We start from the raw sequence: 22198 nt of genomic DNA, 5'->3' as shown, positions 1-22198 counted from the left end.
AAAGATTATGCAAGAAAAACAACTTAGGGCTCGGTTGATTTATAATCCAACCTCGGGTCAAGAAATTATGAAAAAAAATGTGGCAGAAGTCCTAGATGTTTTGGAAGGTTTTGGTTATGAAACATCCGCTTTTCAGACAACGGCCGAGCCTGAATCCGCTAAAAAAGAGGCAACACGTGCTGGTCTTGCTGGTTTTGACTTGGTCATTGCAGCTGGAGGTGACGGAACGATAAATGAGGTGGTCAACGGGATTGCGCCGCTTCAAAGTCGGCCTAAAATGGCTATTATTCCGACAGGAACAACCAATGACTATGCTAGAGCTTTGAAAGTTCCTCGAGCAAATCCTGTGGCAGCTGCTCGGATCATTGGCAAAAACCAGACCATCAAGATGGATATTGGTCGAGCGAGAGATGCAGATTATTTTATCAATATTGCAGCAGCTGGAACCTTGACCGAACTGACTTATAGTGTGCCTAGTCAGCTCAAAACAATTTTTGGTTATCTGGCCTATGTGGCTAAGGGGGCTGAGCTCTTGCCTCAAATTCAGCTGACTCCAGTCAAAGTGACGCATGACAATGGTGTTTTTGAAGGCAAGGTTTCCATGATTTTTGCGGCTCTAACTAATTCGATTGGTGGTTTTGAAAAAATCGCACCGGATGCTATGCTGGATGATGGGAATTTCACCCTTATTATGGTCAAGACGAGTAATCTTTTTGAGATTTTGCACCTGATTCGTTTGGTTTTACAGGGCGGTAAACATATTGAGCACCGTCAGGTTGAGTATCTTAAGACCAGTTACATTAAGATTGAACAACAAAAGCCGTTAGGGAAACGCCCCATGATGATAAATTTGGATGGTGAATACGGTGGTGATGCTCCCATTGAGCTTCGTAATCTCAAAAATCACATCGAATTTTTCTGTAATACCGATGAGATTTCGGATGCGGCTTACAGTCTAGATCCGTTTGAGTTAGAAATTGAAGAAAATGTCCAAAAATTTGCCCATGAAGCAGAAGAATTGGATTTTTAAAAGAGCTTGGGTAAAGAGCTCAATTTCCTATTTTTGATTCGTGAGAAAATAATTCGCAGTGGCTTGTAGAAAGGCTGGGGGAGACAACCATGATGGTTTCGTCCTTGGAAATAATAAATCGTGGAGAAACTCCGCCCTCTCTTTTTCACATAGCTCGCAGACTGTGTTCAATTCGTCTGTAACTGGTTGAATCAAGAATGATACAACTTTGCTTCATAAAGGCATGTTAGATAATACTTTGATTTGGAGACAACTTTGCCCTAATCTTGTTTCAATTTGTGAGAAGAAAGCATAAGAAAAAAGACCTCGAAAGAGCTCTTTTTCTGTTTATTTTAACGGGAAACGCGACGACGCGCAGCTTTTTTACGATTTTCTTCAACAAAAGCTTCTTTTTCTTCTTCGGGTTGGATGACTTTCTTATTGAAAGTGTAAACTGCACCTGCTAAAGCAGCGATTGTTCCTGCAACACCTGCAGCAATTCCTTTAACAAAATTATTTTTAGCCATAATAGTCTCCTTTTCTTTGATGAGAAATCTCAGAGGCCAGAGCTTACTGGTGACTGACTTTTTGTTTGTCCCTCATCTTGTGTTATAATAAATAATAGCGAAAAACTCAGGAATTTTCAAGGAAAAAGATGAAAAAAAAAGTAATAACGGTCTTAGGACCGACGGCTGTCGGTAAAACAGCTTTGGGGATTGAACTGGCTCAGCTCTTTGATGGCGAAATCGTCTCTGGGGACAGTCAGCAGGTTTACCAAAAGTTGGATATTGGGACAGCCAAGGCTAGTCCAGAAGAGCAAAAAGCAGCTCCGCATCATCTGATTGATGTTCGCGGGGTGACTGAGCCTTATTCGGTCTACGATTTTGTGGTGGAAGCTAAGGCTGCCATTGAAGACATCTTTAGCCGCGGTAAGATTCCGATCATTGTTGGTGGGACAGGACTTTATCTGCAAAGCCTCTTGGAAGGCTATCATTTAGGTGGCAATCTAGATCAGGAGCAGGTTTTGGCCTATCGAGCTGTTTTGGAAACCTATTCTGATGAGGAGCTGGGACAATGCCTTGAAAAAGCCAATATCAGACTGGAACAATTCACTCGTCGCAGAGCTATTCGAGCTTTGGAATTGGCTAAGTTTGGTCAGGATTTGACCAATAGTGAGAAGCCTTATGATTATCTTTTAATTGGTCTTAGCGATGCGCGCGAGAGACTTTATGAGCGGATTAATCAGCGCGTGGATCGTATGGTAGAACAGGGTCTTGTAGAAGAGGCCAAGTGGCTTTATGACAATTATCCAGATTGCCAAGCGACACGCGGAATTGGTTACAAGGAACTGTTCCCTTATTTTTCAGGGGAAATGGATCTGACAACCTGTTTAGAGCAAGTCAAGCAGAATAGTCGCCGCTTTGCTAAGCGACAGCTGACTTGGTTTCGTAATCGTATGGAGGTCTCTTTTTATCAGGTGTCGGAGCCTGATTACAAGGAGGAAATTGTTCAGGCTGTGCGAGAGTTTTTGGAACTTTCTTATTTTTGATTGCTCGAGTTCTTTCTCACTCCCAAGGCAACGCTGACGACGTTTGAATTTGATTTTTGAAGAGTATTGACGAAGAGCCTGATTCACAGCTGACCACGGTCATTCAAGGCTCAGTGTTCATTTTTTAAACATAGTAAGTGTTCGTTCCTTAACTTGTGAATATAGATGAAAATAGGGATCATTTGTGAGGTGAAGAGATTGACATCATGGGTTGTCCCACCTCTAGAAAGAATAATATGATTGAAACAGCAGTAAAAACAGAACGAGTCGTTCTGGTAGGGGTGGCTCTGCCAGATAGTCATCATTTTGAGATGTCCATGCAGGAGTTGGAGAATCTAGCCAAGACTGCAGGGGCTGAGGTTTGTGGATCCTATGTGCAAAAGCGGGATCGTTACGATAGTAAGACCTTTATCGGATCAGGCAAGCTAGACGAAATTGCCCAGCTGGTGGAGGCTGACGAGATTGACACGGTCATCGTCAATAATCGCCTAACTCCAAGGCAAAACAGCAATCTGGAAGGCATTCTTGGCGTTAAGGTGATTGACCGTATGCAACTGATTTTAGATATCTTTGCCATGCGGGCGCGTAGCCATGAGGGGAAACTTCAGGTCCATTTGGCTCAGCTTAAATACATGCTGCCAAGGCTTGTGGGTCAAGGGGTTATGCTTAGCCGTCAGGCAGGTGGTATCGGAAGTCGTGGACCTGGCGAAAGCCAGCTTGAGCTCAATCGCCGCTCCATTCGAAATCAGATACATGACATCGAGCGCCAACTGAAACTAGTTGAGAAGACGCGGTCCATAGTGCGTGAAAAACGGGTTGAATCAGGCGTTTTCAAGATAGGCCTAATCGGCTATACCAATGCTGGCAAGTCTACTATTATGAATGTATTAAGCCAGAAAGACCAGTATGAAGCAGATGAACTTTTTGCGACTTTAGATGCAACGACTAAGCAAATCAAGCTTCAAGATCATTTTCAGGTGACGTTAACCGATACGGTCGGTTTTATTCAGGATTTACCGACAGAGCTGGTATCCAGTTTTAAATCAACCTTGGAAGAGAGCCGTCATGTGGATCTCTTGCTTCACGTCATTGATGCGTCAGACGCTGAACATGCGGCTCAAGAAGAAGTGGTTCTCAGTATTTTAAAAGACTTGGAGATGCTAGATATTCCACGTTTGACCATTTATAACAAGGCTGACATGGCAGAACATTTCCTACCGACTTTGTCACCTTATGTTTTCCTATCGGCTAAGTCATCAAATGTCAAGGAAATCTTGCAGAATGCCATTGTGACTAAGGTTGGAGAATTGGCAGAGCCTTTTAACGTGACTATTCCCTTTGCTAAATCCTATCTCACCCATGACTTGTCTCGGTATGCCCTGATTTTTGACCGTAAGGTCACTGAGGATGGGGAGCATTTATCTGGAGTTATCATGCCTAGTAATCTCTGGCGCTTGGAGGTCTTTTATGACTGATTATCTGGCCTTAGCTATGACTTACGGTGGCTTTACAAGTCTGGACAAGGTCTATCTGGAAGGTTTGCTAGGCTTGATGACCCATGAAGAGAAGTTGCGGTTTTTGACACCGCCACCTAGCGTCCTAAATGCTTATTTTGCCGAAATCTATGACAAGAGAGGACCTGAAGAAGCGACAGCCTACTATTTTGACTTGTCCAAAAGCTTAGAATTACTGTCAGACCAGCCGTCTTTTGCAGAAGTTTATCCCTTTGTTCGGTTGAATCTAGCTGGTCAATCTTATGGTTTTGCCTATGTAGATGAAACAGAGACGGCCCTAGTTTTTGCGGAGCAAGCGCAGCCAGTGACGATTGATTTACTCTTTCAGCTGGCTCAGCTTTTTCCGCACTACCAAGTGTTTGAAAAGTCTGGGAAAGTTTGGCTGCAGCCATTTTCTCAAAAAATAAAAGACCTCACGTGTGATGAACAAGCTAGCACGCTTCTGACGGAAATCTATCTCTCAGAGGGACTAGTTAAGCTGCGAGGTTACAATGTTGAGGAGCTGGCAGAGCTGGCTGAACGCTATCCAGGTCAACGTTATTATCATTTTGAAGAGAGGCAATTGGCCCTCTATATTATTCATTAGAAAGTGACACATGCAAATTCAATTTTTAGGAACATCGGCGGGGCAACCGTCCAAGATGCGTAATGTCTCAAGTCTAGCGCTCAAATTGCTAGATGAGATCAACGAGGTCTGGCTTTTTGATTGTGGAGAAGGCACGCAGAATCGCATTTTGGAGACTTCTATCCGACCGCGTAAAATTTCCAAAATCTTTATCACCCACCTCCACGGCGACCATATTTTTGGGCTGCCTGGTTTTCTGTCTAGTCGTGCTTTTCAGGCTAATGAAGAGCAGACGGATCTGGCTATCTACGGTCCTGTTGGGATCAAAGCTTTTGTCCTGACCAGTCTCAAGGTGTCTGGTAGTCGTTTGCCATATAAAATTACATTTCACGAATTGAAACCTGATGGTCTAGGCTTAGTGATGGAAACCGATAAGTTCAAGGTTTATGCTGATAAGTTGGACCATACGATTTTCTGTATTGGTTATCGAGTGATTCAAAAAGACTTGGAAGGAACCTTGGACGCCGAGGCTCTCAGAGCAGCAGGTGTGCCATTTGGCCCGCTCTTTGGTCAGGTCAAGAACGGTCACAATGTAACCCTACCAGATGGCCGTGAAATTATTGCTAGCGACTACTTGTCGCCTCCTCGTCCAGGTAAGGTCATCACGATTCTTGGAGATACCCGAAAGACTGATGCAAGTGTGCGTCTTGCTGTCAATGCGGATGTCCTTGTTCACGAATCAACCTACGGCAAGGGGGATGACCGTATTGCCAAAAAACATGGACACGCTACCAATATGCAGGCAGCAGAAGTGGCCAGAGAAGCAGGTGCCAAGCGTCTGTTTCTCAACCACGTTTCAGCTCGCTTCCTTTCTCGTGACATCAAGCAATTGCGCTATGATGCGAGCACCATTTTTCCTAATGTCTATGTAGTGAACGATTTGGAGGAGTTTGACCTATGAGAACTATCATCATCACAGGTGCTACTGGTGGCCTCGCTCAGGAAATCGTGCGTCTGCTGCCAGATGATCAGCTGATTTTAACTGGTAGAAGTCTAGAAAAACTAGCAGCTCTTTATCGCGATAGACCGCGGACCAAGCTGGTCCAGCTGGATTTGACTAGCAGTCAAGAGCTTGAAGAATTTGTAGCAGCGACCTACGCCGAGTTTGGTCGGGTAGATATCCTGATTAATAACGCTGGCTTTGGAGATTTCAAGCCATTTGATCATGTCAGTGATAGCGAAATGAGGGCTATGTTTGACATTGATGTTTTTGCGCTAATGACCTTGTCTCGCTTGGTGGGGTACCAAATGAAAGAGAGTGGTCGAGGGCACATTGTCAATGTTTCCAGCGTTTTGGGGTTGATGGCAACCAGTAAAGCAACAGTTTATGCAGCAGCCAAGTTTGCCGTGACAGGCTTCTCAAATAGCCTGCGACTGGAGCTGGCTGAACACGGTGTCTATGTGACGACAGTCAATCCAGGGCCGATCCGGACAGGTTTTTTTGATGTTGCGGATCCGTCTGGCGATTATCTTAAGCGAGTTGACCGCTATGCTCTCAATCCTGATCAGGTGGCGGAACGCATCGTAGAGAACCTCGGTCGCAATAAGCGAGACATCACGCTACCTTTTGTCTTAAAAGTAGCTCATCGTCTCTATACGCTTTTTCCTAGAATTGGCGACTATCTGGCTCGTAAGGCATTTGATTATAAATAATATGGGGAGGAGTGTCAGTGAGAAAAAAAGATATTTCCTATATTTTGTGGGGGCTTCTTTGGGTCGGAATTGGTTTAGGACTGCTTGTTTTCAGAGAGGTATTTGTCAGTCAATTGACCTACGTGGTTGGTGTTAGTATTTTGCTTTTAGGCCTTTTTAAGTTTCCAGAAGCCCTTTTTTCTTGGGGGAAATATCCCAAGTTACGCCATAAACTAGTCCATTGGTTAGATGGCTTAGTCCACATTGCAGTCGCTTTACTTATTTTGCTCGTTAAAGATTTGTCTGCTATCTGGCTTGCTAGAATTGTTGGTATTTATCAGTTGTTACTTGGTTTTGCGACCTTGATTAACTATATCCTTCTGCGCAATGACCGTGTTCCCAAGCGTTTTAACCAGTTAGTCATCGCTCTTTATAATCTCATTTTTGGCTTCTTTAGTCTCTTTAACACAGGAGACATGCGTGAGACTTTGATGCGACTAGGATTTTACCTCATTTTGGTTGGCTTGACATCAATTATGGATGGTCGTCGCATTTTAATTTCCGAGGAGCGTGAGGATAATGTCAAGCGCCATATTCGTATTAGTGTTCCTGTTATTTTTACCATGTTCTTACCTCATAGTGTGATGACCAAAATTAACGCTTTTATCATGGAAGAGCTGGATTTGACAGAGGAGTTGGAACAGAGTCGTGCCTTGGAAGCTCAAAAATCTTACCAAGGTCAGCCAGTTCTCAAAGTTTTCATTCATACAGCCAAGACGGGGTTTAATACAGTTGGGCACTGCGACATCAGCTATCAGGGCACAGTTTATGCTTTTGGCAATTACGATGTGGACTCAGAGCGACTCTTTGGCACTGTTGGTGACGGTGTCTTTGTTGAGACTGAGGAAGCAGCCTATATCGATTATTGCTTGACTGCGGCGGATAAGACCCTCTTTGAATACCAATTGGTCTTGACCGAAACCCAGAAGAAGGCCTTTGAGTCCAAGCTAGTGGAAATCAAGTCTCTAACTGTGCCGTGGCAGCCAACTTCTGAAACGCAAAAAGCCAGCTACATGGGGCAGTTACAGGCTATCCATGGGGCACATTTTTACAAATTTACTAGCAGTCGTTTCAAAACTTATTTTGTTTTGGGGACCAATTGTGTCTTGTTGGCCGATGAACTTATCGGAACAGCAGGGCTTGACCTGATACGAATGGCAGGAATTATTGCTCCGGGGACCTATTTTGACTACCTCGAGAAAGAATATGAAAATCCTAATTCCATCGTCGTTGCCAGACGAGTGCACAGTCCAGAAATCAAACAACTTCTTCAAGAATCTCAGATCTTAGATTGATCTGGGATTCTTTTTGTAAAATTTATTTTTCAAAAAAGCTTAAGGCTTCACCTAAACTTAACTTATAATTTACCCGTTAGTGATAGAAGGGGTGGCTTAGGATTGGTATACTGATTCCATAGTCCTTTGGTTTAGCTTGTTTAGACTGTATTCATAAAAGAGATGCTGTGCTGGAGATCGTTTTTTGATGAAATACCATATTTTGAAAAAACGAATGATGAGTAGCAGAAAAGCAGCCCTGAATGGAGGTATTGAGTTATGAATACAAATTCTTATAGTGTTTCAGCTCAAAATTATAACTTTCGGGAGGAAATTTCGTTTGACAGAATTTTATATGTTTCTTGTGATTATTTTTGAAATTGTAGCGACAACTTCGCCGAAAATGACACAAGAGTTTACCGTGTTAAAACCGTCTTTGTTTGTCATTTTATTTTATGCATTCTCGCATTATTTTTTCTCAAAAGTTGTACTGAAGATGAATTTGGGGAGTGGGAAAGAACTCGAGCAATCAAAATAGTGTTCATTTCCCACCCCCACACAGTTGATTAGGCCGGATTTGGAGTGTAAAACACGAACAAATCTGCCAATCAGCAGTGGTTCATTGGCGCTAAAGCGCCTAATGACCTGTGCAGGGGTCAGACTAAGTTGGCATGGCCAACAAGTCTTACTCCCAACCACTGCGCTGAGATGTTTACGCAAACGATGAGAGGTGAAGTCGACCTTTTTATACGTAATCTTCAAAGATTACATGTTTTGGGGGTGAGGGCGAAGCCATCATGGTGGTCTTGCCCGGCCTCCTTTGGTGTGGTATTGGTATTATCGTTACTGGTTTGATTTCCGCGATAACTTATCCTTAATGAGTTTTATGGGGATTCTATGCGTATTAATTGGTTGCATCTTAGTCAATATAGGAGCAAAGACATGACATCACGACAATCAGCATTAGTCTCTCGTTTAAGAGTCCTTGGTTTTCTCTTACCTTCTTTGATTCCATTGCTCATTTTTTGGATATACCCTATCTTGAATTCCATTTGGTTGAGTTTTACAAATTGGAATTTTATCAGTCCGACATATGATTTTGTCTTTTTTGAAAATTATCTATCCATTTTAGCGGATAGTCGGTTTTACGGTGCTTTATGGAATACAATCGTTTTCACTTTGGGAACGATTATTCCGACATTAATTGGTGGGCTGGGCTTGGCGCTATTACTACATAAAGAAGTGATGGGTAAAAACTTTTTCAAGTTCGCTTTGTTTTCACCATGGATTACACCGACAGTAGCCATTTCGATTGTCTGGGTATGGATTTTTGAACCTAAGGACGGTCTAGCCAATCTGGTGCTCGCTGCTCTTCGACTTGCAACGCTAGAGTGGATTAGAAGTTCAGACACGGCGATGTTGGCTGTCATTCTTGTAACGGTATGGAAAAGTTTGGGTTACGCTATGATTCTCTATCTTTCAGCTCTTGAAAAAGTACCCAAAGAATTGTACGAAGCCAATGCCTTGGATGGTGCAAATCAGTGGCAGCGGTTCAGGGACGTAACACTGCCGTTGATTTCCCCAACCACATTTTTCTTGATCATTATCACTACTATCAATTCTCTGCAAGCTTATGATCAAATTCAGGTTTTGACTCAAGGAGGACCGAGTGGAAGTACACGCACCTTACTTTATATGTATTATCAACTCGGCTTTGAAGAATACAAATCTGGTCCAGCCATTGTTATCATCATAGTTATTATTTTGATCTCAGGTCTTTTGTCCTATTTTCAATTTAAGGGCTCTAAGCGCTGGTTGCACTATTCATAGAAGGAGGATTTATGAATACTAGAAAACCATTCTTTAGGCAGTGGCTCCGATTCCTTTTGCTAGTTTTTATCAGTATTGTCACAGTCTTTCCTTTCTTTTGGATGATTGTGAGTTCTCTTAAGTCTAAGAATGAAATTATAGCTGTTAGATCGCTATTTCCAAGGGAATTTCAATGGGGAAATTTCATTGAAGTTTTGACCAATTCTCCCATTCCTTTGTACATCTGGAATACACTGTGGACGTCCTTAATCATCGTTGGTTTGCAACTGCTATCTGGAGCTTTACTGGCTTATGCTTTGGTCTTTTTAAAATTCAAAGGAAAAGGGATCCTTTTTGCAACTATCATGGGAACCTATACTGTTCCTTCAGCAGCAACCTATATTCCGAGTTATATAATCTTGTCTAGATTAGGTCTCCTGAACACACTGACAGGTCTCATCCTTTCCAGCACAGTAAATATCTTTGGTTTCTTTTTGCTGAGACAATTCTTTATGCAGATTCTAAGAGGTTTAGTAGAAGCAGCGAAGGTTGATGGAGCTGGTCATTTCAGGATTTTACGAGAGATTATTGCACCGCTAACCAAGTCTGGTTTTATCACATTTGGCCTCTTGAGCTTTATTTCAACCTATAACAGTTATATGTGGCCTTCTTTAATCACTAATGACAAGACCAAATACCTTGTCTCACAAGGATTACGAAATTACTTTATTGAAGGCGGTGCCTATGGCACAGAATGGGACAAAGTCATGGCAGCCAGTACCGTCATTGTTTTCCCCCTCTTAATCGTTTTCGCCTTTACACAAAGATGGATTTTAAACGGAGTAGGTGGGGAAACTGGCTTAAAAGGTTAATATTTTTATAAACAATAAAAAAGGAAAATTTATCATGAAAAAAATAGCATCATTATCTTTTGTTTCTCTACTTAGCATGGGCATTCTTCTTGGGTGTCAAAGTGATCAGTCTGTACAAGAAACGAAAAATCAATCTCAAGATAGCCCAGTAGAGGTGGAATTTTGGTACGCTGGTGGAAAAACGGCTGTCAATGTTGTCCAAGATATCATTGATGAGTACAATGCTAGCCAAGACGATTTTGAAATTAAGGCTGTAACACAGGCTGATTATTCTGAAACTTATACCCGTTTGCAAGCCGGTATAGCAGGTAATCAGGCTCCAGACTTTGCGCTTTTGGGGGTTGATGATGCTCGTAATCTTAATGAAAATGGTCTGGCTGAGGATTTAAATGCTCAGATGACATCTGACAATGTTAAGGCGGATAACTACCTTGAAGTGTTCGCAGAGCAGGGAGTATCCGAAGATGGCGAACGATTTGGACTTCCAGCTTATGGTACGACGCAAGTCCTGTACTACAATATCTCTGCTTTCAAAGAAGCTAATATTAACCCAGAATCTATCAAAACCTGGCAGGATCTAGGAGAAGCAGCCAAAGCTATCAAGGATACTGGTAAATTTATGTATGGCTGGGAACCAATGTGGGGTAGTAGTAACCTGATTGATGCTTCTTTGAGTAACGGTGCTCAATTGATTAGTGAAGATGGTAAAACTGTTCAAATTAATTCTAAGGAATGGATTGAGGTTTGGGAAAGCTTTAGAAAATGGATTCACGATGATCAAATCATGACCGTACATTCTGGTGGTCAAGGCTGGGAATATTGGTACAAGACAATTGATGATGTTCTGGACAACACAGCGGGTGGTTATATAGGATCATCTGGAGATCAGGCAGATCTTGATTTTTCAATCGTTCAAGCCATGGAACAACCAGCTTGGAGCGACAAGACAAGCTCTGCACCTGTGGCGAGTGCTCTTTTGCTAACTGTTATGAAGAATTCTTCCGAGGAAGAAAAAGAAGGTGCTTTTGAATTCATAAAATACTTCACCAGTGTTCAAAGTCAGATCAAATGGACCAAAGAAGTTGGTTATGTAGCGGTTAATAAGAATATTTTAGAAGACAAAGACTATAAAGCATATGTTGCCGAAAACCCGCAAGCATTGGTGCCATTCAGCCAAGTCAAACACGGCTCTATTTTGCCACTTGATCCGACTGGCGGAGCGATCTATGATGCGCTGACAATCGCAGCAGATAAAGTAGAACTTGAAAATGTACCAGCAGAAAAAGCGCTTGATGAAGCTCAAAAGGTAGCTCAAGAGGCTCTGGATAAGGCTTTAAAAAAATAAAGGCTCTGGTTAATTGTTGCTATAAATTTATAGAAATTATGACTCGTTGGTTAAAAATAGGTATTAAAAAAATTAACTAGAACAACAAGTAATAAATGGAAACCGAGGAAAATTCTATGCAAAATGTTTACAGTTTTCAGCTGATAAAAGACAAAACAATTAAGGAAACGGCTACTATTTTAGTTCCTGAAGGAACTAGTGGGCTCAGTCTGGCTTATAGCTTGACTACTCCTTTAACTATGCTTGTTTTGGTGATGCTAGAAGATCCTGAGGGATGTCTCAGGTTTCAAAAACAGCTAGGACATAGTCAATCAATTATTTCGATAGGAGAAACAAGCCAATTAACGACGATTGGTGGTATACCTGGTCAGATAAATGCAGGTAATTGGAAGCTAACAGTCATTTTTAATCACGAGTATGGTAAGTATCTAGAAGACGGTAAGGTCATTGATTTTACCATTCGTGTGGATTTTGAAAGCTCTGCTGTTCCTGAAGCTATACAAGGTCCAGTCTGGGTAGATCAACAATTCAATTACAGCTTACTGGATCAAAATAAGGTATATCAACATGGAGGAAAGTGGTATAAGGGGGATCTTCATACCCATACACAATTATCAGATGGTAAGGAGTTACCTCAATCTGTTAGTGATCGTGCTATTGCTGATGGTCTTGAATTCTATGTCGCGACTGAACATAATCTCCTTCATACAGGGTGGGCAGATACCTCCTTGATGGTATTGCCCGGTATAGAAGTAACAACTGGCAGAGGTCATGCCAATATCTTTGGTCTGACTAAGCGTCCAATGACCTTAAATGAGATTATCATGGCTCATAGTCAAGAAGAAATTACTCGCAGTATTGAAGCACTTCTCCAAGAATGTCATGAGAATGATTGGCTTTTCTCTATCAATCATCCCTTTCTCTATCTTTGGAAATGGCTTTATGATGACATTGCTTTAGAGAATCTGAGCTGTTTGGAAATCATTAACGATCCGACCTATGAAACCGATCCCGATGCTGATGGAAGGAAGGCTAATGAGATGGCTGTGGCTCTGTCTGACTTACTCTGGTCCCAAGGGTATCGGATTTGTGCTGTCGGGGGCAGCGATTCCCATATGCTTCAAACGGAGTCGTATCCTAATTCTGACTTACCTTCAAGTCCAGGGGATCCGGCTACATGGCTTTATATGGATTCATTGACTCCAGCAAATTTTAAAAAGGCCTTAAAACAATGTCGCAGTCAGGTAACCCGTTTTTGTCAGGTAGAAACGATCTTCCACCAAAAAGATATGGCTGGAAAAGATCTTGGACCACTTTTTTATGGTGATTGTATTGATGATACCTGTACTAATATCACATTTGAACTATTGTTTAGAATGGATCACGATCCTTTAGTTTTCTATATCATAAATACTGAAAAAGTGATATTAGCTACTGAACAAATTCATCTGGGTCTTTATCGTGTTAATGGAACAATAGACTTAAATTCAGATGAATATCAGTGGATTCGTTTCGGTGCAACTACTTCAGAAGGTGATTTTAGATTCTATGCTAATCCAATTACAAAAGGTCATCGAAACCCTGAACTACGGACATTTGGTGAAGTACGTCGTACATTGGAGGGAGAGTTATGATTAAAGGTATTTTATTAGACAAAGACGGGACAATTATTGACTTCTTTAAGGTTTGGATTCCTGCTGTTAGACCAGTATTGAAGAGAATTTTATCTGAGAGTCAGTTATCTTTTTCTGAGCAGACTTTGATTGAGTTGGAAGAAAGGCTTGGCATTGTTAAAGGAATAATTGATCCAGAAAGTAGCTTTGCATGGAAACCTTTTGATAAGATTGCAGAAGATTTAAATCAGGCTATTGAGGATATTTACCAAGAAAGGATTGATGATGACACCCTTAAAACAAAATTAGTGCGTTATTTTACCAAAGAAACACAAGGTTATTATCCAGTCTTTACAGATATGGTTGAGCTTTTGAGAAAACTTAAGAGGAAAGGGATAGAGGTTGGTGTTGTAACAACAGATACATTGGAGTCAACTCTAGAGTGTTTACGAACTCTTGAGATTATAGATAAAATTAGCTTTTTAGCGACATCGGACAATGGCTTTCCTGTTAAACCGGATCGTCGAATTATTGACATAGTTGCAGAGCAATGGCAATGTTTGCCACAAGAAATTATGATGATCGGAGATTCTCCAAACGATATGAAATTCGCCCTTAATGGGAATGCCATTCCTGTTGGGGTACTGAGTGGTGTATCACTTAAAGAGGATTTAAAGAGATATACACCTAATGTGTTAAGTTCTTTATCAGAGCTGGAAGACTTTCTGGTGCACAAGAGGTGGGTAAGAGGAGTTAAGCATGTCGAAGATTCAATTTCATAACATTTCGAAAGCTTATGATCATCAATTAGTAATTAAGGATTTCAATCTTGACATCACTGAAAAAGAGTTTGTTATCTTTGTTGGTCCGTCTGGCTGTGGCAAGTCAACCCTGCTGCGCATGATTGCAGGCTTGGAAGAAATCACTGATGGAGAACTGATGATCGAAGATAGGGTCGTTAATCATCTGAGTCCAGCAGAGCGGGATATTGCCATGGTGTTTCAAAACTACGCGCTCTACCCTCATATGACTGTTCGAGATAATATTGGCTATAGTCTTAAAATCAAGGGATTCCCTAAAGAAGAAATTGCAAAGACAGTCTATAAAGTTGCAACGATTCTCGGATTGGAGCCCTATCTAGACTGCAAACCTGAACAACTATCTGGGGGTCAGAAACAACGAGTCGCAATGGGACGAGCTATGGTTCGAAACCCTAAAGTATTTTTGATGGATGAACCTTTGTCAAATCTTGACGCCAAACTTCGTGGCCAAATGCGTGTTGAAATTGCGACTTTATATCAAGAGCTTGATGCTACATTTATCTATGTGACTCATGATCAAACTGAGGCTATGACACTAGGAACCAGAATCGTAGTTTTAAAAGACGGTGTTATCCAACAAATTGATACGCCTTATAATCTCTTCCATCTTCCATGTAATATGTTTGTTGCCAGTTTTATCGGTTCACCACCGATGAATTTTATCCCTGTTAACATTTCAGGAACAAGGGGACAAACCTTGCTTTTATTTGACCGAGCAAGCATTGATTTTTCGGATTACTTTTTCCACTTTAAAGGCCATCAAAGAGCAGTTCTAGGTATTCGAGCAAATGACATTTTACTAACCGATCCTACTAGCGCTGAAAATATATTTATTGGTAAAATAGAAGCTTATGAAATGCTCGGCGATGATTCTTTGGTGTATGTTGGTGTTGAGCAACTTACAGAACCACTAGTTGTCAAAGTGTCGTCTAAAGACATTTATGATGTTGGTCAAGTAGTAGGAATAGCTTTTAAACTGTATAAAATTCATCTCTTTGATGTAGAGACAGAAGAGAACCTCTACTCAACAAAACCATGAGAACAACTAAGGATGAGATAGTTGTGAATGTTAATTAAAAAATGGAAGTCAAACTGTGTAAAAAGTCATCGTACTAAACCATTTTGTCTCACTAAACGATTAAAAACTGCATGAAATCAGTGTCTAAAGAAGATTTCGTGCAGTTTTACTGCTTTTAGAATTTTTACTAAGCTTTTTTAGAGGGCTCAAAGAAAATCAAAAGCAGACAAGAAAACGAAGTTGCAGATAGAGCTGAAGTTCCATCAAGCCGAGTTGACGATGTATTCTTTTGAATTTTAAAGAGTATTTAGATTGTTTTCAATGTCATTTTATAGAGTGGTGTCAGTAAAACGCTGCTTGATAGTCTAAAATCACCTGCCTATGCATTTTGGCTAGGAAAGGCGGTTTTTGAAACGTTTACAAATTTTTTTATTTTTCAGAACTTGCCTTTCATCCAAAAATCGTGTAAACTAGTACTAACTCGTGCACTAAGTCGATAGTATAAAAGGAATCAGGGAGCTAGGAATGTTGCTATCTAAGGTAACAGGCCTGCTCCCCTATCTTTGTCACGCTGACAAGTGCATGTCTAATCTACAGGAGGAAAAGATGAGATATATTTGGTCTTATTTGAAAAGACATCCCAAGCTTTTAGCCTTGGATATTTTCGGTGCTTTTATGTTTGTCTTGGTCAATTTGGGCTTGCCAACGATTTTGGCTCGCATGATTGATGAAGGCTTGATTGATAATCAGCCAGACAAGCTTTATTTTTGGACTTGGATAATGCTGGTCATCATTGTTTTTGGTGGTATAGGACGTGTCGTTCTAACGTACGCATCTAGTAAGATGACCACGACTATGATTCGTGATATGCGCTCGGACCTTTATGAGAAACTTCAGACCTATTCTCACCATGAGTATGAGCAGATTGGGGTCTCATCTCTAGTGACACGGATTACAAGTGACGCTTATGTCCTGATGATGTTTGCTGAGCAAGCCTTGCGGATGGGGATGATTACACCACTTATGATGACCTTCTCCATGGTCATGATTGTTTTGTCTAGTCCGTCTCTTGGTTGGGTGGTTGCAGTTTGTGTACCTTTCTTGATTCTTACCGTTTGGTATGTCGCTATCAAAACCGGCCCTCTTTCTGAGAAACAACAGCGGACTTTGGATAAGATTAACCAGTTTGTCCGTGAGAATTTGACAGGATTGCGGGTTGTCCGTGCCTTTGCGCGTGAAGAATTCCAGGAAGAGCGTTTCAGCAAGGCCAACGAATCCTATAAAGAAACGTCCGGTAAGCTCTTTCGTTTGACTGGTCTGACAGAGCCTATCTTTGTCCAAATCATCATTGTCATGATTGTGGCGATTGTCTGGTTTGCCCTGCCGTCAATTAGCAGAGGTAGTTTGCAGGTTGGTAACTTGGTTGCCTTTATTGAGTATGCTTTTCATGCCCTCTTTTCTTTCCTCATGTTTGCTAATCTCTTTACCATGTATCCACGGATGGCTGTCTCCGCTAAGCGACTTCAAGAAATCATGGCCATGCCAATCTCCATTGATCCTAATGAAAATGGTGTCACAGAGACAGAAACGCGGGGCTATCTGGAGTTTGACAATGTGACCTTTGCCTATCCAGGTGAGACGGAAAGTCCTGTTCTTCATAATATTAGTTTTAAGACTAAGCCCGGTGAGACCATTGCTTTTATCGGATCAACCGGTTCAGGGAAATCGTCACTGGTGCAGCTTATTCCGCGCTTTTATGATATTACTCTCGGGCGGATCTTGGTTGATGGGGTTGATGTTCGTGACTATAATCTCAGAGCTCTGCGCCAAAAAATTGGGTTTATCCCTCAAAAGGCTTTGCTCTTTACAGGAACTATCGGGGAAAACTTGCGTTACGGTAAAGAAGATGCTACGTTATCTGAATTGGATCAGGCCGTTGATGTTTCTCAGGTAGGTAGCTTTATTCAGTCAACCGAGAAGGGTTACGAGCATCACTTAGCTGAAGGTGGCAGTAACCTATCCGGTGGTCAAAAACAGCGCTTGTCTATTGCGCGTGCTGTGGTCAAAAAGCCAGATATTTATATTTTCGATGATAGTTTCTCGGCTTTGGACTATAAGACTGATGCAGAATTGCGACGTCGCCTGAAAGAAGTCACAGGTGATGCGACCGTCCTCATTGTGGCACAACGCGTCGGTACTATCATGAATGCGGATCAAATTATCGTTCTAAATGAAGGCGAGATCGTTGGTCGTGGTACTCATGAGGAACTGCTGGCTACCAATGACATTTACCGTGAAATTGCGGACAGCCAGCTCAATAACCAAAGTTTAACGGAAGGAGACTAGCCATGTTAAAAACAGAAAATGTCTACAAACGTCTCTGGCAGTATTTGAAAAATTACCGCGGCTCTCTTTTCTTATCTGTCTTTTTCAAGGTCTTGAGTGCCGCTATGAATGCCCTGGAGCCTTTGATTTTTGGACTTATTATCACAGAGATTACAGCCAATGTGCGTGATATGTTAGCAGGAGTCGCAGGAGCTGGCATTAACTACCGCTATATCATCATGATTTTGGTGATTTACTATATCCGTGGAACCCTCTATTCACTAGGCTCTTGGTATGCCAATGTCTTTATCACTAAGGCTGTACAATCCACCATTCGCGATCTGCGTAACGAGATGAGCCGCAAGATTAATAGCATGTCAACCTCTTATTTTGACAGTCACCAGTTCGGGGATATGCTGGGACGTTTCACATCAGATGTGGAGACTGTATCAAACGCCTTACAGCAATCCTTCTTGCAGATTGTTAATGCCTTCTTGACGGTCATTCTAGCCATTTCTATGGCGGTTTACATCAATCCAGCCTTGTCTCTTATCGTTATTTTTAGCATTCCTTTGACTTATTTCTCAGCCCGCTTTATCATGGGGAAATCCCAGCCTTATTTCAAACGTCAGGCTAAGATTCTGGGGGATATGAATGGCTTTGTCCAGGAAAATTTGACAGGCTTTAATGTTATCAAACTCTACGGCCGCGAAGATAACTCAGAAGCGGAATTTGGGCAGATCATCGATGACCTGCAAGAGACGGGCTTTAAAGCTAGCTTCGTCTCAGGAATCATGATGCCAGTGCTTTCGACGATTTCTAACTTAGCTTATCTGGCTGTCGCCCTCTTAGGTGGATTGCAGGTTCTTGCGGGAACCCTGACAGTTGGTAACTTGCAGGCTATGGTTCAATATGTCTGGCAGGTTAACCAGCCCATCCAGACCATAACCCAGCTAGCAGGTGCTTTGCAGTCAGCTCAATCTTCATTAGAGCGGATTTTTGCAGTCTTAGACGAGCCTGATGAGTTAAATGAAGTCACAGAAAGCTTGGCAGCGCCACTGACTGGTCAGGTTCGCTTTGACCAAGTTGATTTCCAATACTTACCAGACAAGCCACTAATCCGAGATTTCAATTTGGAAGTGAAGCCTGGTGAAATGGTGGCTATTGTAGGGCCTACAGGTGCTGGTAAGACGACTTTGATTAACCTTCTCATGCGTTTCTACGATGTGACTTCAGGAGCTATCACAGTAGATGGTCACGACATTCGCAATCTCTCCCGTCAAGAATACCGCAAGAATTTCGGTATGGTCTTGCAGGATGCCTGGCTTTATGAAGGAACGATTAAGGAAAATCTGCGCTTTGGAAACCTTAATGCTACAGATGAGGAAATCGTGGCAGCAGCGAAAGCAGCCAATGTTGATCATTTTATTCGGACACTTCCGGGTGGCTACAATATGGAGATGAACCAAGAGTCCAGCAATATTTCACTGGGACAAAAGCAGCTTTTGACCATTGCGCGAGCACTCTTGTCTGACCCTAAAATCCTGATTTTAGATGAAGCAACATCTTCTGTTGACACACGTCTGGAACTCCTTATCCAGAAAGCCATGAAGCGTTTGATGGAAGGACGGACTAGCTTTGTCATTGCTCACCGTCTATCAACCATTCAAGAGGCAGATAAAATCTTGGTTCTTAAAGATGGCCAGATTATCGAGCAAGGGACTCATGACAGTCTTCTAGCGGATGCAGGCTTCTACCATGACCTTTACTACAGCCAATTTGCTAAATAGCTTTATTAGTAAGTAGCAAGAGTTATTATTTTTTTTAAGAATTTCTTGACAAAGTTATTAAATTATTTTAGAATTGAAAGTGGTTACAGAGTTATTGAAATTTTGAGCTTGATGTACCAATAAATAATTGAAATAAAAGGATGTTATCACTTTAAAGTGAGCAGGAACCTATTTAAATGAGTCGGTAGTCTATTTATCGATGTCTTTTAGGTAGGTTCTTTTATTTTGAAAAGAGAAGTTTATGATCATAAAACGGATATTAAATCATAATGCAGTCATAGCGAAAAATAAGAAGGATATAGACATTCTTTTATTTGGTCGAGGAATTGCATTCGGAAAAAAAGTTGGAGATAGAATCTTACCTTCGAGTATTGAAAAGAGTTTTTTACTTAAAAATAGCGATAATATGAATCGCTTTACGGAAATATTTATTGATGTTCCAATTGAATTGGTTTATGTTTGTGAGAAAATTATAAATCTGGGTAAAATAACGCTTGGGAATCATTTTGATGAGATTATTTATATCAATTTGACTGACCATATCAATACAAGCATTGAACGGAATGAGGAAGGAATTGTTGTAACAAATCCTCTCAGATGGGAAATTGCAAGATATTATAAGGAAGAATTCGAATTAGGAAGGAAAGCACTATCAATAATAAAAAAAGATTTACATATTGAACTTCCTATTGATGAAGCAGCCTTTATTGCCTTGCACTTTGTTAATGCGAATTTAGAAAATACTTTTCAAGAATCATATCGCATTACTGAAATTACCATGAGGATTGAGAAAATTATTCAAGATTATTATTCCACAGAGTTCAATCAAGATTCTATTGATTATTATCGATTTATTACGCACGTTAAACTATTTGCTCATCGCTTGGTAGAAAGAAATGATTATCATGATGAAGATGATGCAGATATTCTGGAATTGATGCAAAAGAAATATCCTAGAGAATATAAGTGCGGAGTACACGTAGCAGATTTCATTCAAGTTGAGTATGACTATTTGCTCAGTTCAAGTGAGTTAGTTTATTTAATTGCTCACATTCGACGTTTAACAAAAAATTTATCATAAAGAGGAGTTTATTATGGCATATAAGGATACTGCACAAGCTATTTTGAAAGCAGTTGGAGGAGAAAAGAATGTTCTTCGTGCAACACATTGTGTGACTAGATTACGGTTGGAACTAAAGGATAATGCTATAGTTTCAGATGAGATTATAAAATCAATTACTGGTGTAATAGGTATTTTAAGGAAAAATGGTCAGTACCAAATCATACTTGGAAATGATGTGGCTAATTATTACAGAGAATTTATTAAATTAGGAAAATTTGAATCAGACGATATCCTTCAAGGTGAGAAAGGAAATATTTTAGAGCAAATTATAGAATATATTGCTGGATCTATGACCCCACTCATTCCAGCTATGCTTGGTGGTGGGATGTTAAAAGTTCTAGTAATTGTTTTACCGATGCTCGGAATTTTGAAATCTGATTCTCAGACTATTTCGTTTTTGACATTTTTTGGTGACGCACCATATTATTTTATGCCAATATTTTTGGCATACTCAGCTTCACAAAAACTTAACGTCACTCCTACCTTAGCGATGTCCATTGCAGGTATTTTGCTACATCCTAATTTTGTTCAGATGGTAGCCACTGGTAATCCTCTGAGCTTATTTGGAGCACCAGTTACACCAGCTAATTATGGTTCGTCAGTGATTCCAATCCTTATTATGGTTTGGTTGATGAGATATATTGAAAAAGTCTTTAACAAAGTGACGCCCGCTGTGACTAAAAGTTTTTTGCAACCAACATTAGTGCTACTTTTTTCAGGATTTATAGCGTTAGTCCTTGTTGGGCCTCTTGGGGTTATTATCGGTGAAGGGGTGTCAAATCTGGTTGAACAAATGTATGGTGTGGCTGGTTGGTTTACTCTCGCAATCTTAGGAGCAATCATGCCTTTTATCGTTATGACTGGTATGCACTGGGCATTTGCACCAATATTCCTAGCAGCATCTGTTGCGACACCTGATGTACTTATCTTGCCAGCTATGCTAGGTTCTAATTTAGCACAGGGTGCAGCTTCTATGGCAGTGGCGTTGAAAAGTAAAAATAATAATACAAAACAAATAGCATTTGCTGCAGGCTTCTCAGCTTTGTTTGCAGGTATTACTGAACCTGCTTTATATGGGATAACACTAAAGTATAAGAAACCATTGTATGCAGCAATGATTGGTGGTGGGCTGGCTGGCTTGTTTGTTGGTTTGACAGGAGTTAAAGCTTATCTTTTTGCAGTTCCTTCCTTAATTGCTTTACCACAGTTTATTTATTCTGAAGTCCCATCTAACATAACCAATGCCTTGATTGCCGCTTCTATTTCAATTCTTGTAACATTTGTTTTAGCCTGCATTTTAGGTATTGATGAAGATAATTCAACTGTCAATTTGGATAATGTTGAAGCTGGTATATCAAATAGAAAAAATGTATTTTCTCCGCTTTCTGGAAAGATTCTACCGTTAGAAAATGTTAACGATACAACTTTTTCAGGTAGACTGTTAGGAGAAGGGATTGCGATTATTCCTAAAGATGGAAAAGTATATGCGCCATTTAACGGAACCGTAACAAGTATTTTTCCGACGAAACATGCAATTGGATTAACAAGTGATGAGGGAGTAGAGTTATTAATACATATTGGTTTGGAAACAGTTGAATTAAAAGGTAAAGGCTTTACAAGTCATATTTCAGCTGGCGCTAAGGTTGCAAAAGGTCAGTTGATGCTTGAGGCTGATTTAGAAACAATTGTAGCAGAAGGATATGAGATTGTGACTCCTATAGTTGTTACAAATACACAGGATTACCTAGATGTCCTTTTGATTCCAAAAAGTGAGGAAATATCTCACTCTGTTGAGTTGTTAGCAATCTTATAGTTCGGA

General features: G+C 40.8%; 19 protein-coding genes. 18 read left to right on the top strand and 1 reads right to left on the bottom strand.

All coding sequences use genetic code 11. The features are described 5' to 3' along the window. Positions 1–7 precede the first annotated feature (7 nt). Complete coding sequence (locus tag A3I5_RS0106550; RefSeq protein ID WP_018373810.1) at positions 8–1030, top strand: diacylglycerol kinase family lipid kinase; 1023 nt, start codon at positions 8–10, stop codon at positions 1028–1030. A gap of 332 nt (positions 1031–1362) precedes the next feature. Here A3I5_RS0106550 and A3I5_RS12330 read toward each other — a convergent pair whose 3' ends face one another. Next, positions 1363–1536 (bottom strand): DUF3042 family protein, encoded by a 174-nt coding sequence (locus tag A3I5_RS12330; protein WP_018373809.1) that lies wholly within the window; start codon positions 1534–1536, stop codon positions 1363–1365. Positions 1537–1664: 128 nt separating this feature from the next. Here A3I5_RS12330 and miaA point away from each other — a divergent pair, with 128 nt between their 5' ends. From miaA to A3I5_RS0106460, 17 genes are all read left to right on the top strand, one after another. Then, positions 1665–2558 (top strand): tRNA (adenosine(37)-N6)-dimethylallyltransferase MiaA, encoded by an 894-nt coding sequence (gene miaA / locus A3I5_RS0106540; RefSeq protein ID WP_018373808.1) that lies wholly within the window; start codon positions 1665–1667, stop codon positions 2556–2558. A gap of 236 nt (positions 2559–2794) precedes the next feature. Beyond that, positions 2795–4033 (top strand): GTPase HflX, encoded by a 1239-nt coding sequence (gene hflX, locus A3I5_RS0106535; protein ID WP_018373807.1) that lies wholly within the window; start codon positions 2795–2797, stop codon positions 4031–4033. After that, a complete protein-coding gene (locus A3I5_RS0106530; RefSeq protein WP_018373806.1) occupies positions 4026–4658 on the top strand; it encodes a hypothetical protein in 633 nt (210 codons plus the stop codon). The genes hflX and A3I5_RS0106530 overlap by 8 nt, the downstream gene beginning before the upstream one ends. 10 nt (positions 4659–4668) lie before the next feature. Then, positions 4669–5598 (top strand): ribonuclease Z, encoded by a 930-nt coding sequence (rnz, locus tag A3I5_RS0106525; RefSeq protein WP_018373805.1) that lies wholly within the window; start codon positions 4669–4671, stop codon positions 5596–5598. Further along, positions 5595–6350: an SDR family NAD(P)-dependent oxidoreductase gene (locus A3I5_RS0106520; RefSeq protein WP_018373804.1), complete on the top strand. Its 756-nt coding sequence runs from the start codon at positions 5595–5597 to the stop codon at positions 6348–6350. Before rnz ends, A3I5_RS0106520 begins: the two co-directional genes overlap by 4 nt. A gap of 17 nt (positions 6351–6367) precedes the next feature. After that, positions 6368–7684 (top strand): HdeD family acid-resistance protein, encoded by a 1317-nt coding sequence (locus A3I5_RS11745; RefSeq protein WP_018373803.1) that lies wholly within the window; start codon positions 6368–6370, stop codon positions 7682–7684. A 334-nt stretch (positions 7685–8018) separates the two neighbouring features. Further along, complete coding sequence (locus A3I5_RS13070; protein ID WP_408640776.1) at positions 8019–8201, top strand: SMR family transporter; 183 nt, start codon at positions 8019–8021, stop codon at positions 8199–8201. A 404-nt stretch (positions 8202–8605) separates the two neighbouring features. Beyond that, the gene (locus tag A3I5_RS0106505; RefSeq protein WP_018373801.1) at positions 8606–9493 is read left to right on the top strand and encodes a carbohydrate ABC transporter permease; all 888 of its coding nucleotides are present in this window, start codon (positions 8606–8608) and stop codon (positions 9491–9493) included. Positions 9494–9504: 11 nt separating this feature from the next. Continuing rightward, positions 9505–10344, top strand: a complete 840-nt coding sequence (locus A3I5_RS0106500; RefSeq protein ID WP_018373800.1) for a carbohydrate ABC transporter permease — start codon at positions 9505–9507, stop codon at positions 10342–10344. A gap of 34 nt (positions 10345–10378) precedes the next feature. Further along, the gene (locus A3I5_RS0106495; protein ID WP_018373799.1) at positions 10379–11689 is read left to right on the top strand and encodes an ABC transporter substrate-binding protein; all 1311 of its coding nucleotides are present in this window, start codon (positions 10379–10381) and stop codon (positions 11687–11689) included. A 116-nt stretch (positions 11690–11805) separates the two neighbouring features. Beyond that, positions 11806–13323 (top strand): CehA/McbA family metallohydrolase, encoded by a 1518-nt coding sequence (locus A3I5_RS0106490; protein ID WP_018373798.1) that lies wholly within the window; start codon positions 11806–11808, stop codon positions 13321–13323. Next, entirely contained in the window at positions 13320–14084 is a 765-nt protein-coding gene (locus tag A3I5_RS11735; RefSeq protein WP_018373797.1) for an HAD family hydrolase, read from the top strand. Before A3I5_RS0106490 ends, A3I5_RS11735 begins: the two co-directional genes overlap by 4 nt. Beyond that, a complete protein-coding gene (locus tag A3I5_RS0106480) occupies positions 14062–15162 on the top strand; it encodes an ABC transporter ATP-binding protein (RefSeq protein ID WP_018373796.1) in 1101 nt (366 codons plus the stop codon). The genes A3I5_RS11735 and A3I5_RS0106480 overlap by 23 nt, the downstream gene beginning before the upstream one ends. A 585-nt stretch (positions 15163–15747) precedes the next feature. Continuing rightward, on the top strand, positions 15748–17487 hold the full coding sequence (locus A3I5_RS0106475; RefSeq protein ID WP_018373795.1) for an ABC transporter ATP-binding protein: 1740 nt from the start codon (positions 15748–15750) through the stop codon (positions 17485–17487). A 2-nt stretch (positions 17488–17489) separates the two neighbouring features. Further along, positions 17490–19256, top strand: a complete 1767-nt coding sequence (locus tag A3I5_RS0106470; RefSeq protein ID WP_018373794.1) for an ABC transporter ATP-binding protein — start codon at positions 17490–17492, stop codon at positions 19254–19256. A 241-nt stretch (positions 19257–19497) separates the two neighbouring features. Next, positions 19498–20337, top strand: a complete 840-nt coding sequence (gene licT / locus A3I5_RS0106465) for a BglG family transcription antiterminator LicT (RefSeq protein WP_018373793.1) — start codon at positions 19498–19500, stop codon at positions 20335–20337. Between the two features lie 13 nt (positions 20338–20350). Then, complete coding sequence (locus tag A3I5_RS0106460) at positions 20351–22192, top strand: beta-glucoside-specific PTS transporter subunit IIABC (RefSeq protein ID WP_018373792.1); 1842 nt, start codon at positions 20351–20353, stop codon at positions 22190–22192. The last annotated feature ends 6 nt before the right edge of the window (positions 22193–22198 follow it).

This window comes from Streptococcus merionis DSM 19192, from assembly GCF_000380085.1.
GTDB lineage: Bacteria > Bacillota > Bacilli > Lactobacillales > Streptococcaceae > Streptococcus > Streptococcus merionis.
The sequence above is the reverse complement of the archived record's forward strand: the minus strand, read 5'-3'. Positions and strand labels throughout refer to the sequence as shown.

Coding starts and splice junctions, on each gene's coding strand:
- hflX (WP_018373807.1), top strand. CDS start 2,795: ATGATTGAAACAGCAGTAAAAACAGAACGAGTCGTTCTGGTAGGGGTG.
- A3I5_RS0106505 (WP_018373801.1), top strand. CDS start 8,606: ATGACATCACGACAATCAGCATTAGTCTCTCGTTTAAGAGTCCTTGGT.
- A3I5_RS0106520 (WP_018373804.1), top strand. CDS start 5,595: ATGAGAACTATCATCATCACAGGTGCTACTGGTGGCCTCGCTCAGGAA.
- A3I5_RS0106490 (WP_018373798.1), top strand. CDS start 11,806: ATGCAAAATGTTTACAGTTTTCAGCTGATAAAAGACAAAACAATTAAG.
- licT (WP_018373793.1), top strand. CDS start 19,498: ATGATCATAAAACGGATATTAAATCATAATGCAGTCATAGCGAAAAAT.
- rnz (WP_018373805.1), top strand. CDS start 4,669: ATGCAAATTCAATTTTTAGGAACATCGGCGGGGCAACCGTCCAAGATG.
- A3I5_RS11735 (WP_018373797.1), top strand. CDS start 13,320: ATGATTAAAGGTATTTTATTAGACAAAGACGGGACAATTATTGACTTC.
- A3I5_RS0106480 (WP_018373796.1), top strand. CDS start 14,062: ATGTCGAAGATTCAATTTCATAACATTTCGAAAGCTTATGATCATCAA.
- miaA (WP_018373808.1), top strand. CDS start 1,665: ATGAAAAAAAAAGTAATAACGGTCTTAGGACCGACGGCTGTCGGTAAA.
- A3I5_RS0106530 (WP_018373806.1), top strand. CDS start 4,026: ATGACTGATTATCTGGCCTTAGCTATGACTTACGGTGGCTTTACAAGT.
- A3I5_RS13070 (WP_408640776.1), top strand. CDS start 8,019: ATGTTTCTTGTGATTATTTTTGAAATTGTAGCGACAACTTCGCCGAAA.
- A3I5_RS0106550 (WP_018373810.1), top strand. CDS start 8: ATGCAAGAAAAACAACTTAGGGCTCGGTTGATTTATAATCCAACCTCG.
- A3I5_RS0106500 (WP_018373800.1), top strand. CDS start 9,505: ATGAATACTAGAAAACCATTCTTTAGGCAGTGGCTCCGATTCCTTTTG.
- A3I5_RS0106470 (WP_018373794.1), top strand. CDS start 17,490: ATGTTAAAAACAGAAAATGTCTACAAACGTCTCTGGCAGTATTTGAAA.
- A3I5_RS0106495 (WP_018373799.1), top strand. CDS start 10,379: ATGAAAAAAATAGCATCATTATCTTTTGTTTCTCTACTTAGCATGGGC.
- A3I5_RS0106475 (WP_018373795.1), top strand. CDS start 15,748: ATGAGATATATTTGGTCTTATTTGAAAAGACATCCCAAGCTTTTAGCC.
- A3I5_RS12330 (WP_018373809.1), bottom strand. CDS start 1,536: ATGGCTAAAAATAATTTTGTTAAAGGAATTGCTGCAGGTGTTGCAGGA.
- A3I5_RS0106460 (WP_018373792.1), top strand. CDS start 20,351: ATGGCATATAAGGATACTGCACAAGCTATTTTGAAAGCAGTTGGAGGA.